This window comes from Microcoleus sp. T2B6 (genome assembly GCF_036700475.1).
Classification (GTDB): domain Bacteria; phylum Cyanobacteriota; class Cyanobacteriia; order Cyanobacteriales; family Microcoleaceae; genus Microcoleus.
The window spans coordinates 19,590-32,998 of the sequence record NZ_JAUBOZ010000041.1; the positions used below are offsets into that span (position 1 = coordinate 19,590).

A 13,409-nucleotide genomic window follows, 5' to 3' on the forward strand; every position below is an offset into this window, starting at 1 on the left:
CCTTAGTCAACTGCCAACAGTCAACTGTCAACAGTCAACTGCGAACTGTCAACAGTCAACTGTCAACAATTAACTAATTAAAGCGTCAAAGACTGAGGATTTGTCTCAATCAATTTCGCTAAATCTTGCAAGAAAGACGCCGCGTCAGCACCGTAAATAATCCGGTGATCGCAAGTAATATTCACCTGCATTTGCCGCTTCACTCCCATCAAACCATCCTCGTTTGCCACTACTTGCGGCCGCGAAGAGCCGATCGCCAAAATCGAGCCTTGATTCGGCGGCAAAATCGCGTCAAACTTGTCTACTCCAAACATTCCCAAATTGGAAAGAGTGAAAGTTCCCGTGCTGTATTCATCCGGCTTCAACTGCTTGGTGCGGGCGCGATCGACTAAATCCTTCCAAGTGCGGGAGAGCGAATAAATATCGAGGCGATCGGCATTTTGCAACACCGGCGTAATCAAACCGCCGCCATCCATCGCCACCGCTACCGCCACATTAATATCAGCGCGGTGTTGAATACCCGACTCCAAATAACAAGCATTCAGCAGAGGATGTTTTTGTAAAGTTACTGCTACAGCCTTCGCCAGCATAGCCGTCATCGTGACGCCCTTGGACTTAATTTGTTTGTAGAGTTTGTCCAGATTATCAGTAGTAATTGTGTAACCCACGCGGAAAGACGGCACGCTCAAACTTGCTTCCATATTCCGCACCACCGCATTTTGCAGCGCATTCATCGGTACTCTTTGGCCCGAAAGTGCGATCGCCGGGACTGGTGCGGGTGCGGGTTTGGCTGCTGCGGGGGCGGGTGCTGCAGATGCCGGTGCGGGTGCTGCGGGAACTGTTACCGCTTGCTGAACCGGAGCTGGTTGAGCTTTGCCGGCTGCTGCTTCCACATCCTCTGCGACAATGCGACCGTTGGGCCCGCTGCCTTTGATAGAATTCAAATCTACTTTAAACTCTTTGGCTAACTTGCGAGCGCGGGGAGAAACGACGCTGCGGCCGTTTTGGCGGCTGACATTTTGCTGCAAACCTGCTGAGGATGTAGCTGCGCTCACAGGAGCGGGGCTGGGAGCGGGGGCGGCGGCTGCGGTTGGGGCGGCGGATCCTTGCTGCTGAGCTGCGGCGATTTCGGCTTCTGTTTCTGCTACCAGGGCGATTGCCGCTCCTACCGGAGCAACTTCGCCCGCCGGTACGATAATTATTGCTAAATAGCCTTCGTAGAAAGACTCGACATCCATGTCGGCTTTGTCGGATTCAACCACTACCACCGTTTCGCCTTTTTCTACTTTGTCTCCGGCGGATTTGACCCAGGAAACAATTTTGCCCTCTGTCATGGTAGAACTCAGGGCTGGCATGAAAACTTCGCGAATCATCTGTAAAAAGTCCTTTTGTGTGGGTAATAGGTAATCGGTATTTGGCAATTGATAATTGGCGATCGGCCACCGGCAATACTTATTATTATGCCAGTCTCTCGCATTCTTGATGTGTGACTGTTGACTCAAAATCAATTGCCAATTACCGATCGCCAATTACCACTTACCAATTTCTAAATATCACCTCGAATTTCTTCGACTATGCCGTCGCGGAGGAGTATTTCTACTTGCATTTTTTGAATCAAGTTTTCTCCGAGCCCGACAGTGAATGTGCCGTCAATTTGACCTTGACTCACTTCTTGTTCCAGGTCTAGCACCTGCACTTGCTGAAGCTGTTGCAGGTTTTGGTTTTTCTGTTCTAGCAGTTCGCTTTTTCTTTGATTCACCTGCACTTGAATGTTTTCTATTTGCTGCATTACTTGCGGGCCTGGGGGCTGCAGATTTTGCTTTTGGATTTCTGAAATCATCCGCTGCCCTTGCATTTCTAACTGTTGTAGCTGAGAGTCTATTTGGTTGATTTGGGCTTGGAGTTGCTGTTGAGCTTCTTCTTTCCAGCGGGGAGTAACGACGACTTTAACGTTAATCGATCGCTTCAAGAGTAATTGTGGTTCCATAAAGTTGTTGCTTGTCAATTAGGAATTAGGCATTAGTCCTGGGCCATTAGTTGGTAAATATGAACTAATGGCCCAGGACTGAGGACTCGGACTCGGGACTCGGGTGTTGGGATAATTTTTTCTTTTCCATTCCCCAAGTCCTGCGAATATTTCAAAACATCCCGTCAATCATATCGCGGTAGTGTTGCGTCACAACCGGGCGCTTAATTTTCAGGGTCTGGGTCAACATTCCATTTTCCATCGAAAATGGCTCCTGAATCAACCGGAACGGGCCGATGCGATCGTCCGCGCGGTATCCGGGGCGATTTTGCACCTCTCGGTTCAATTCTTTTCGGAATAAATCTTGAATAGTCTTGCTATTCCAGTCAATTTCGTGTAATGGGGGATTCTGAGTTTCTGCCCATTTCTGCACGGCTTCTGCATTGGGGACAATTAAGGCGCCGACTGATTTCTGGTCTTGACCTACTAGCATAATTTGGTCGATGTAGGGGCTGCGGAGGCAGGCGTCTTCTATGGGCTGGGGTTCGATGTTTTCGCCGTTGGTGAGGACGATCGTATCTTTGGCCCGCCCGGTCAAGATTAAGTCGTTTCCCGGTGTCAGCCAGCCCAAGTCGCCGGTGTCGAACCAGCCCTCGGAGTCGATCGCCTTGGCAGTCGCTTGGGGATTAAGATAATAGCCCTGCATAATTTGCGGCCCCCGCGCCAATACTAAACCGCGCTGGCCTGTGGGCAGTTGCTGTCTGGTTTCTGGGTCTACTATTTTAATTTCCGTATGGGCTAGAGGCTGTCCTGCGGAACCTTTAAGATTGTGCCAAGGGCGGCGCACAGTTAAAACCGGCGAAGTTTCGGTTAAACCGTATCCCACTAACAAACCGATATTCGCTATTTCAAAGAAATTGTCTATATGCGCGGCCAAAGAACCGCCACCGCTAATCGCCCATTTTAAGCGTCCCCCTGTAGCTTCCCTGACTTTTTGGTAAACCAGTTTTTCGGCGAGGGCGTGTACGGGCGACAACACAATGCTTTTGGTGCGGGCGATTAGTTTTTCGGAAGCAGAAGCCGGTTTCAAACTAAGAGTTAATCCTTGGAAAATGCGGCGGTTCTCGATGTATTGCTGGCTGGCAGATAACAGGAAATCCACCAATTTTTGTTTGTTAGGTGGCTGTTCCCGAAATTGCTTTTGTACGGCCTCATAAATCGATTCCCAGATGCGCGGAACGCTGACCATGTACTGGGGTTTGTAAGTTTTAAAGTCTTGTTTGAAATAGCGAATATTGGTGTAAATTTGCGTGCATCCTTGGGAAAGCAGGAAGTATTCGACGCTGCGTTCGTAGGCGTGCCAACTGGGCAGAATGCTGAGGGCGCCCTCGCCGGCTGAGGGCTGGAGAACAGTGCCCAAGGTGGTGAGTTGGTGCAGCAGGTTCCCGTGAGTCAGCATGACGCCTTTGGGTTTGCCGGTGGTGCCGCTGGTGTAGAGGAGGGTGGCGAGGGTTTGAGGCTTGTGGTTGGTGGGTTTGAGGGGACGGTTTGCCCCTGTGGTCATCACTTGGGAAAATTTGACTGTGTTGAGGGTTTGGCTGGTTTCCGGTTCTTCGTCGGAGAGGAGGACGATGAGTTGGATGGGCAAATCTGGGAGGCGGTGTTGCAGTTTTTTCAGTAATGCCAGGTTTTCGACTACCAAGGCGCTGCTGCCGCTGTCTTGGATGATGTATAGGAGTTCTTGAGGGTCGGCGGTGGCGCCTCGAACAACGTTCGCGGCCCCGGCCATCATGATACCTTGGTCGGCTATCAGCCAGCGGGGGCTGTTGTCTGCGAAGAGGGCGACGCGGGGAGGGACTGCTTCTTCGGGATTTGGTTCAATGCCGAGGGCTTGGAGGCCGGCGGCGAATTGCTGGATTTGTTGGTAGAGGTCGGTGTAGGTGAGTTTGATTTCTGGCTGGCTGTGGGGGTCGTGGAGGGCGACGGTTTGAGGAAATCGCTGTTTGACGATCGCCCAAATTTCGGGTATCGATCGAATGGAACTGTAATCGATTAGCTTGCTGAGGTTCGCGCGTTCGCGATCGGTCATTTGGGATGATGTGTAAGATGCTGGGTTGTTCATAGTTATTTTTGCGAGTTGTGCGAGATTAAAGTGTTTTATCTAAATCTAGTATGAAATGTATCCTAACTGTATCTGCTTGGGTAGGGACAGTTTGCAAATCTGTCTCTACCTTTTAATTTTTATTTTCTCTTATTTGTTGCCTTTTAAGTTGACACTTTTGGTTTAATTTTGTTACAGAAATCGATGAACTGACGGAAAGTAGTCAGTTGTTCGGGCTGAATTTGAATCCTTGTCAATAGTTGTTCCAAATAAAATGGCTTGAGTACATCTCCCGGTCGTTTTTTTGAATAGGTAATATTTTTAGCTTCAAATAACGCTCTCAAATAAGCTCCGTGAAACTGAGCGTGAGTATTAAAGTCTTGATATCTGCCCATATTTTCGGGACAGTTAACTGAAACATCGTAATATTTAGTATAATCTAGCAAAGGTTTGTTTTGAGGATTTCTGGAATAAATCTTCCGATTACCCAACAGCCAAGTTTCCAAGCAGCGATTCTGAAATATCAGCACAAGTTCTGCATTGTATAATTTCAATTTCTGCTCAGTTAAAAAATCATAAATTTCTGTTGTGAGTTCGGCAACAGTATTTTCCTCGGCATCGAGACATACTACAAAATAGCTGTATTTTCCGTTTGAGTTAATTTCGGCGATCGAACGCGGGATAAAATCGTATATTAATGAAGGATATCCTTCACCGCTAATCAAGTAATAATTTTTTTCATTCACATCATCGCAATTATCAACTCGCTGCAATTCCGGTAAAAGATGAGCCAGCCATGCAGGATAAACTTTTCTCTCGGATTGCTTCCCTTCGACTAAAAAATACAGATTCATCAAACTTTAATTCCCTCGCTGTATTCTTCTAGATTAATCAGTTGCGTAAAAGCTTGATGCCTCGATTTTCCCAACTTCAAATCTTTAGCATCTATCACAGTTACAACCCCACCTTTGCGAGTGACTATTTTCCAGTGCTCCATCCCAATATTATTGATTATGTAGGGATGGTGGCTGGTAAGAATGAATTGAATATTTCTATTTTCTACAATTAAATCTGTCACCACATCAATACAGTTAATCCCCAAGCTGTTTTCAAATTCGTCGATCAGGATTACAGTGCCTTCGGGCGACAAGTACAGTTCACTAATATGAATTAGCGTTTTCAGCATTCCTGATGAAATGTTATTTTGAAATATCCAATCAGTGACACCTTTCTCTTTTATCTGAATGGGAAAACTCGTAAATGATGAAGTGTCATCTTCTACCGCTTCTATTTTTACATCTTCAACTTGAGGAAATATTTCTATAAATGTGCGTTTAATGTTATTAAAAACCTCTGAGTAGTCGCGATAAATAAAAGCGAGTTTAATTTGAAGTGGCAAGTTGCTTGCTTTAAGGTTATCCAAGGCAATCTCAATTTTTGAAATTGTTGTCCTCATGATATCGTAAAAACCATCAAGGGAACTCATATTGTTTATAACTATTTGATTAAAAGCCTGGTGAACAGGTGAAATATCTTCCTCTTGATTTAAAATTTCAACAGCACTTTGAAATGGCGATAATTTAGGAGTTTTATTCCCGTTAAGTATAATTTCATTAGCTATTCTGTCTATAATTACATTTCCCTGTCTCCCTAAATATTCTCTAATAATCCTAAATTCATTAGTTTCGTCTTCCTTATCAAGAATCATGGGCAGATTTTTTTTTGTTTCAAATTGACCTTGCCAGCGGTACTCAACATTATTTACTGTCGAGAATGTAATATCCCAACCTAAACCATTTGAGGACTCACCATTGGCTATCTCTTTTAAACGCAAAATTCCTTGCAAAATTTGTGTTTTGCCCACACCAGATACCCCAACTAATAAAGCCAAGTTGGAAAAATATATCGGTTCAAAACGCCACTCTCGTAAATTATCCCAAAAAGCTAATTTTTTAATTCTCATTTCCGCGTCCCCTCAATTATTTGCGTCCCTCAGTATTTATCAGCCTGCATCTGCGGTTAAAAACTCCCCTCAAAAACCGATTCCAGCCCCATCTCCATCAATTCTACTATAGCAATCCTAAATGATTCAGATAAATTTGTAGGGGTAGTGCTACCCCTACTCCCCGTGCCTACCCCCTATCTATCGGGGCAACCACGGGGGGATTGCCCCTACAATAATTAGGCGAATGATTTAGGGTTGCTATAGATGCCGAGCAAACGAGTACATACATCGATGATCGCACTTTAACATAACTGGGTGCTGATGGCGCACCTTACCCCACAATAAAATTGAACGATGAGTGGAACAGGCATCTTGCCTGTTCATTAAACTCGTGCAATCTCTCAGATTTAAGCAACATGGCGCGGTGAATCAACCATCGGCGCAGTACCAAACAAATGTCTGAGATAACTGCGACTGAGCTCGCGGTTCCAGCGCCGCAGACGCACCATCACTCGCGTGAATGTAAAAGTCAATTCCACCACCAAAGAAAGCTGTTTGAGACTAAGTGAAGTATTAAACACATCGTTACCGTGCGTGCGTTCAATCTGATGGTGTTTCAGCAAAGCAATCAGGTTTTTGGTAGAGCCTTTGAGTTGATTGAAATAACTCTGGGAGAATGCCCAGCGGCTGAAACCCCAAAACTTAGCCAAATGATTTATCTCATCCTGTAAAGGCTGGGAAATTGCCTGTTGCAACGCTCCTGTTGAGTGTACCATCAACCATAAATAAATAGAAGTAGCTCCCCACTCGGTACTCAGGCGACTAATCACGTGTTTGTAGGTATCTTGCCAAGCGTCGCCTGTGGATTGACAACCATTAACAGAGTTGGGTTTAACTTGCAGTTTTTCGGCGGTAAGTTCCTGGTAAATTTTCCTAAATGTCGGGCAATGTTGGCGTTCTTCTTTTTCCCAGACACCTATCTCTAGAATGTTGCCGTTGTCATCAAAAATTCCTCCCATAAACCGCGCCATTTGCGGGTAAATATGCTGTAAGTAGCACCAACTTTCTCTACCGTAGCTGCGGATGGGAGCTTCAATTTCTGCCGCACTTGCCAAAATTTGTAAAAATATTTCTGGCTTGACACCAATAATTTGGTCGCGAGTGATTCGTTGCCAATCTATGGGTTCCCAAGGGCGGGGATGCGGGTTGGAAAATTGCTGGGGTAGATCGGAAAGTCGATCGCTCAAAACTTCCAATGACATATAATGGTCGATGAGGGAGTTAATCCTTGCCCGACTTTGCAAGTAGCGAGGGCTTTGATACTGATTTCCAGCCAAATCAATTGTATACACCTTACCAGTAGCTTTCATTGTTTCTGCCTGTTCGTAACTTTTACAGCTATTGTGCAAAAGGCATTTGGGAAGCGGCAATGAGTAAGCTGCAGGCTGCTCAATTACTACGAGTTGCTTGGAGTTAGCCGAACTCAGGTGAAGCGGCATGAAGTAGGGTGAACTACACAACACATGATAGCCGTAATCTGCGCCGAAGAGTAGCTTTCCTCCCATCAATTATCTGCGTGCATCAGCGTTAATCAGCCTACATCTGCGGTTAAAAACCCACATAATTTTGCCGCCACCAAGCGCGCACAAACTTAATCTCCTCAAACGTATAACGTTCTTCCAAAAAATCATAAATTGCTCTCAGTTTTTCATCCCCCATAACTTCAATAGCGTACACTATCGCCTGCTGGCGTTCCGGTTCCACTAACAAATTTATATCAACTTCCCTGCCCATTTCCATCAATTCTATCAGATGCCCCGAAATAGTATTAGGACTCATACCCCGCGCATTCGCTATTCCTTGAACTGTCAAGCCTTGTCGGTATAATTCCCAGGTTTGCATCTGCGAATAAGACGCAATGTTGGGAAGATTGGGAAGATTAGCAACATCAGAAGATGCAGTACCATTCGGCAATCCTTGTTCTTGGCAAAAATTGCGAATGGCCTCCAAGAAAACCTTACCGTACTTATCTCGCTTGTTGCTACCAACGCCGTAAACATCCTCGAATTCTCGGAGATTTTGCGGGCGTTTTTCTGCCATATCTCGCAAGCTTTTATCTGCAAAAACTACGTAAGGTGGCACAAATTGTTCGTCGGCAATTTGTTTGCGTAGCGTCCGCAGTATGGTAAATAAAGCTTCTACTTCTACTGCCAAAGAACGAACTTTCGCCTGTACTTCCCGCTGCGGTTCAATGGCGATTTCAACTGTGCGCTGACGTTTCATAATTTCCCAACTTTTTTCATTCAGTTTTAAAATGGGAAACCCGTCTGTTCTTTCCTCTAAAAAACCTTGATTTACCAGCGATCGACTCAACTTTTTCCATTCATCAGCACTTCTATCTTTGCCTATTCCGTAAGTAGAAAGTTGGTGGTGCTGGTATTGCAATACTTTTTGATTTTTTGAACCGCGCAGCACGTCTATAATATGATTCATGCCGAATTTTTCTTGGCATCTCGCGACGCAAGAAAGAAATTTCATTGCCTCAATCGTCCAATCTTCTACTGGTTTTTGGTTGCAACAGTTATCGCAAGTACCGCAGTTTCCGGGGAATGAATCGCCAAAATAACTTAACTGGATTGTGCGGCGGCACTCGGTGGATTCTGCATAGTTGATTACTCGCCGCAACTGTTGGCGGGCAATTCGTTGTTCTTGCGGGTCAGGTTTTTGCTCGATGATGTAGTCGATCATTTTGACATCGCCGTAGCCAAAAAATAAGCTGCAATGGGCGGGTTCGTTGTCTCGGCCTGCGCGGCCAGATTCTTGATAGTATCCTTCGAGATTCTTGGGTAAGTCGTAGTGAATTACAAACCGCACGTCTGGTTTGTTAATGCCCATACCAAAGGCTATTGTGGCTACCATTACTTGCACGTCGTCGCGAATGAAGCGGGTTTGATTGGTGGCGCGATCGACATCGTTCATGCCAGCGTGGTATGGTAAGGCTTGGATGCCGCTTTGTTGCAATTTATAGGCAACTTCGTCAACTTTTTTGCGACTGAGGCAATAGATAATTCCCGAACCGCCTTTTTTTTGGATGATTTGCAAAACTTCGGCAAAACTGTGCTTGGTTTTGGGGCGAACTTCGTAGTATAAATTGGGGCGGTTGAAGCTGGCGACGTGGATGTAGGGATTTCGCAGAGTTAGCTGCTGGATGATGTCTTGGCGGACGCGCTCGGTGGCGGTGGCGGTTAGTCCCATAATGGGAATGTCGGGATATCGATCGCGCACTCGCTGCATTTGCCTGTATTCTGGTCGAAAGTCGTGCCCCCATTCCGAAACGCAGTGGGCTTCGTCGATCGCAAATGCCGAAATTCCTAACTTATTTGCTACTATATCTAAAAACGGTAAAAATCTCTCACCCAGCAAGCGTTCGGGTGCAACGTAGAGCAATTTAATCTTACCTTCGAGAATTGCTGTTTCGCGCGATCGGGTTTCCTGAGAGCTCAAAGTGCTGTTGAGAAAAGTCGCCCCAATTCCATTATCCTGCAAAGCCTCCACCTGGTCTTGCATCAGAGCAATTAACGGCGACACAACCACTGTCAATCCCGGTTTCAACAGTGCCGGTAATTGAAAACACAAAGACTTGCCACCGCCAGTCGGCATGACAATCATCATATCCCGTTTTTGTAAAGCAGCTTCGACAATTTCCTGCTGTCCCGGACGGAAAGAGTCATAGCCAAAAAAATGTTTAAGAGCTTGTTCCAGGGACAGTGGCACAGAAGATATTGGCGGATGAGACGCTGACATTTGCAGTAGTTGGTTGTTGGCTTCTCAACTATTCTATGCCTTTTGAGCACAAATACAGTTACAATAATTGAGAATCTCAATTTAAGCAGAAAAACTGATGCCGAAAGCAATTTGGAATGGTGCCGTTTTGGCCGAGAGCGACAAGTGCGAAATTGTAGACAACAACTATTATTTCCCCGCCGATGCCATCAACCGTGAGTATTTCAAGGACAGCAGCACTCACACTACTTGCGGTTGGAAAGGTGTTGCTAGTTACTACAGTGTCGAAGTCGGCGGACAAGTGAATAAAGACGCTGCGTGGTACTATCCTACTCCGAAAGATGCTGCTAAAAATATTGCCGGATATATTGCTTTTTGGAAAGGAGTTAAGGTAGAAGCTTAGGTTTTTTCCGCAGGTTTGTTAGCTGGCGATTCCGACAGGCCGCCAGGGAATTAATTCCCTGGCTCATAGCTGAAGTCGTCTTAAGACGACTGTGGAAATTAGGGAGGAATAGGGAGCATCTCAATGAAAGCAGGCAAGCTAGAAATTGGAGTTTTGAGGCAGGAGGCAGGAGGCAGGAGGCAGGAGGGAAGAGGCAGGAGGGAAGAGGGAAGAGGAAGAAGGAAGGAGCCAGAAGAAGTGTTTTTACAAATATGAGATGCTCCCGAGGAATAACATAAGTTGCGATAAGTTCAAATAGAAATAATATCTAATATCTACTGATAGCGATTGCTCCTCTGATAATTGTCAATGCTTTAAAATATAGGACAGAGCTTAATTAAATTCAATACCATAACCGCTATATTTAACAGTCCTCTTTGAGAGGACTTTCGCTATGAGACGGGGGTTTTGAACCCCCGGCGGACTGTTGGAGAAGCGAAAGCATCCTCAAATTTTAATCTTTTTCCCAAACGGCGACAGCTTCCGCACCCAAACCACGACGAACAACAATCGGTTCGCTTTCTGTCAAATCGAGAATGGTAGAAACTTGATATCCCGGATCGGAACCGTCATCGACAATGACATCTACTAACTTTGAAAAACAGTCAAAAAGTTCAGCTTTGCCAAAACTTTCTCCTTTTCCTGCTGGCACGGGTGCAGCACCTTCATCATCCGTGGTAATGTTAGCGGATGTTGAAATAATTGGATTTCCCAAGGCTTCCAACAGTGTAAAACAAAGCCGCTGGTCGGGAACGCGAATTCCAGTGGTTTTCCGTTTTGGGTTCATTACCAACCGTGGCACTAACTTGGTAGCTGGCAGCAGAAATGTATAAGGCCCAGGTATTAACCGCTTGATAATTCTGTATGCTTCATCGCTGACGACAGCATAGTCGGTGATATTTGACAGAGAGGAACACAAGAACGTTAAAGGCTTATCATTGGAGAGTTGCTTGATCTGCCTGACTCGTTCTACAGCAGACTTGGAGTTGAGATCGCAGCCGATCGCGTAAACTGTATCTGTCGGATAAAGCATCACTGCCCCATCTTTCAGAGCTTTTTGAATTTTCTCGATCCGGTCTCTTTGGGGTGCAACTGGATGCACTTCGTAAAAAGTTGCCATGTTAAGATATTGCAGGCTAAGTGGGCGATCGAAATATCGAGTGAAACCGATATCTTGCAGCATTGTCAAGAACAGGCAAGATGCCTGTTCCACAAAGAGTAAATTTTCTTGTGGGGAGTAGGGGTTGGGCATCCTGCCCGCCCGTCCAAGACTTATTGACAATGGTGCAAGGCGTAAGATGAAACAATCAATGCTAAAAATTAATTGTTAACAATGAATAAAATAGCTTATTTTGACTGTCCAACCGGCATTGCTGGCGATATGTGCATCGGAGCTCTCATCCACGCCGGCGTTCCTTTAGAATACCTAATCGAAAAACTCAATTTGCTCGGCATTTCGACAGAGTACCAGTTGCGGACGGAATTAGTCCACCGGAATACTCAACAAGCAACTAAATTTTATGTCGATTTAGCTGCGGATTTGTCGTTAAAACCGGAAAATCCTGCTACCGAACTCGATCCCTCAGAAACGGAATCCCCGACTTTCGACGCCCGCCGCCACCATCATCACGGGGAAGAACATTCTCACAGTCACGGCGAAGCAGAGGCCGAAATTAGCCACAGTCATCACCGCAATTTGCCCGAAATTGAGCAAATCATCGTCTCTGCAAAATTGCCTCCGCGCGTGGAAGCTTGCAGTTTGGCCGTATTTCGCAAATTAGCAGAGGCAGAGGCTGCAGTACACGGTATCCCCGCAAGCGAGGTTCACTTTCACGAGGTGGGGGCGACGGATGCAATTATTGATATTGTCGGTACTTGTTTGGGTTTGGATTGGTTGGATATTCAGGAGTTTTACTTTTCGGCGATGCCGACTGGTGGCGGTACGGTGAAGGCGGCCCACGGCCGATTAGCGGTGCCGACGCCGGCGGTGATGCGGTTGTGGGAAACGCACCGAGTGCCGGTTTATAGCAATGGGATCGATCGCGAATTGTGCACTCCTACGGGAACTGCGATCGCCTGTACTCTCGCCGCTAGTTTCGGGCCACCACCGTCGATGCAAATTCAGGCGATCGGTTTGGGTGCAGGTTCTCGAAACCTGGCAATTCCTAATATTTTGCGCCTCTGGATTGGGGAGAAGCAAGAGGGGGAGAGGGGGAGAGTGGGAGAGGGGGAGAGTGGGAGAGTGGGAGTGGGAGAGAGTGGAGGAAAGACGGGTAGTCATTCCCAATTCCCGATGCCCAATTCCCAATTCCCAATGCCCGATGCCCAATGCCCAATGCCCAATTCCATAGAAACTATTACGGTGTTGGAAACGCAAATTGATGATTTGAGTCCGCAGGCGATCGGCTATGTTTTCGATGCTTTGTTCGCCGCCGGAACTCTGGATGTTTTTACGGCCCCAATTGTGATGAAAAAGTCGCGGCTGGGGGTTTTGTTAACTGCGATTTGTCATCCAGAATTTGAGGAGGCTTGCGAAGCTGTGATCTTTCGCGAGACTACTACTTTGGGAATTAGGCGATCGACTCAACAAAGAACGATTTTACACCGAGAAATCCAGACAGTTAAAACAGAATACGGCGAAGTTAAGATAAAAGTTGCGAAGTCTGGAGAAACGATTGTTAATGTACAGCCGGAATACGAAGATTGCGCGGAAATTGCCAGAATTAAAAATATTAGTTGGCGGGAAGTTCACCGCTTGGCGCTGCAAAGTTGGTACGATCGCACTTAATCCATTACAGGAACTTACATCTTGCAGCATTTTTAGGAACAGGCAAGATGCCTGTTCCACAAGAATTTAATTCAACCAATAAGAAATAACAAATAACTAAAGCCTAGGGTTTGGTAAAATTTGGTGTTGCCATTGCTCGAAAGCGGGGATTTTTGAGCGATCGTCTGTTGAAAACATCTTGCACCATTTTTATGAACAGGCAAGATGCCTGTTCCACAAGAATTTAATTCAACCGATAACAAATAACAAATCACTAAAGCCTGCGGCTTGGTAAAATTTGTTGTTGCAATTCCTCGAAAGCGGGCAGTTTTGAGCGATCGTCTGTTGAAAACATCTTGCACCATTTTTATGAACAGGCAAGATGCCTGTTCCACAAGAATTTAA

At 46.0% G+C, this 13,409-nt stretch carries 12 protein-coding genes; 3 read left to right on the top strand and 9 right to left on the bottom strand.

Annotated elements, in window-relative coordinates; genetic code table 11:
- Nucleotides 1-77: 77 nt before the first annotated feature.
- The 7 genes from QUA00_RS18560 to recQ all read right to left on the bottom strand — a co-directional run bounded on the left by QUA00_RS18560 (nucleotide 78) and on the right by recQ (nucleotide 9,816).
- The gene (locus QUA00_RS18560) at nucleotides 78-1,373 is read right to left on the bottom strand and encodes a dihydrolipoamide acetyltransferase family protein (protein WP_333307275.1); all 1,296 of its coding nucleotides are present in this window, start codon (nucleotides 1,371-1,373) and stop codon (nucleotides 78-80) included.
- Nucleotides 1,374-1,546: 173 nt separating this feature from the next.
- On the bottom strand, nucleotides 1,547-1,987 hold the full coding sequence (locus tag QUA00_RS18565; RefSeq protein WP_015179467.1) for a YlqD family protein: 441 nt from the start codon (nucleotides 1,985-1,987) through the stop codon (nucleotides 1,547-1,549).
- Between the two features lie 151 nt (nucleotides 1,988-2,138).
- Complete coding sequence (locus QUA00_RS18570; RefSeq protein WP_333410699.1) at nucleotides 2,139-4,088, bottom strand: long-chain fatty acid--CoA ligase; 1,950 nt, start codon at nucleotides 4,086-4,088, stop codon at nucleotides 2,139-2,141.
- Between the two features lie 143 nt (nucleotides 4,089-4,231).
- Nucleotides 4,232-4,921, bottom strand: a complete 690-nt coding sequence (locus QUA00_RS18575; RefSeq protein WP_333144548.1) for a hypothetical protein — start codon at nucleotides 4,919-4,921, stop codon at nucleotides 4,232-4,234.
- Nucleotides 4,921-6,030 carry an AAA family ATPase gene (locus QUA00_RS18580; protein WP_333144547.1) on the bottom strand — a complete coding sequence of 370 codons (1,110 nt, stop codon included), beginning with the start codon at nucleotides 6,028-6,030 and terminating at the stop codon, nucleotides 4,921-4,923. The genes QUA00_RS18575 and QUA00_RS18580 overlap by 1 nt, the downstream gene beginning before the upstream one ends.
- 389 nt (nucleotides 6,031-6,419) lie before the next feature.
- On the bottom strand, nucleotides 6,420-7,577 hold the full coding sequence (locus tag QUA00_RS18585; protein WP_333410700.1) for a hypothetical protein: 1,158 nt from the start codon (nucleotides 7,575-7,577) through the stop codon (nucleotides 6,420-6,422).
- Nucleotides 7,578-7,620: 43 nt separating this feature from the next.
- On the bottom strand, nucleotides 7,621-9,816 hold the full coding sequence (gene recQ / locus QUA00_RS18590; RefSeq protein ID WP_333410702.1) for a DNA helicase RecQ: 2,196 nt from the start codon (nucleotides 9,814-9,816) through the stop codon (nucleotides 7,621-7,623).
- A 97-nt stretch (nucleotides 9,817-9,913) separates the two neighbouring features.
- On the opposite strand from recQ, the gene QUA00_RS18595 reads away from it, so the two are divergent.
- Together QUA00_RS18595 and QUA00_RS18600 are read left to right on the top strand one after the other, a co-directional pair.
- The gene (locus QUA00_RS18595) at nucleotides 9,914-10,198 is read left to right on the top strand and encodes a DUF427 domain-containing protein (protein WP_190738299.1); all 285 of its coding nucleotides are present in this window, start codon (nucleotides 9,914-9,916) and stop codon (nucleotides 10,196-10,198) included.
- Nucleotides 10,199-10,321: 123 nt separating this feature from the next.
- Nucleotides 10,322-10,453, top strand: coding sequence for a hypothetical protein (locus QUA00_RS18600; protein ID WP_333144544.1), 132 nt, complete (start codon nucleotides 10,322-10,324; stop codon nucleotides 10,451-10,453).
- A 238-nt stretch (nucleotides 10,454-10,691) separates the two neighbouring features.
- Here the strand turns inward: QUA00_RS18600 and QUA00_RS18605 are convergent, their stop codons facing one another.
- A complete protein-coding gene (locus tag QUA00_RS18605) occupies nucleotides 10,692-11,357 on the bottom strand; it encodes an L-threonylcarbamoyladenylate synthase (RefSeq protein ID WP_333144543.1) in 666 nt (221 codons plus the stop codon).
- A gap of 213 nt (nucleotides 11,358-11,570) precedes the next feature.
- Here QUA00_RS18605 and larC point away from each other — a divergent pair, with 213 nt between their 5' ends.
- The gene (gene larC / locus QUA00_RS18610; RefSeq protein ID WP_333410703.1) at nucleotides 11,571-13,025 is read left to right on the top strand and encodes a nickel pincer cofactor biosynthesis protein LarC; all 1,455 of its coding nucleotides are present in this window, start codon (nucleotides 11,571-11,573) and stop codon (nucleotides 13,023-13,025) included.
- A 71-nt stretch (nucleotides 13,026-13,096) separates the two neighbouring features.
- Here larC and QUA00_RS18615 read toward each other — a convergent pair whose 3' ends face one another.
- Nucleotides 13,097-13,228, bottom strand: a complete 132-nt coding sequence (locus QUA00_RS18615) for a hypothetical protein (RefSeq protein ID WP_333410705.1) — start codon at nucleotides 13,226-13,228, stop codon at nucleotides 13,097-13,099.
- Nucleotides 13,229-13,409 lie beyond the last annotated feature (181 nt).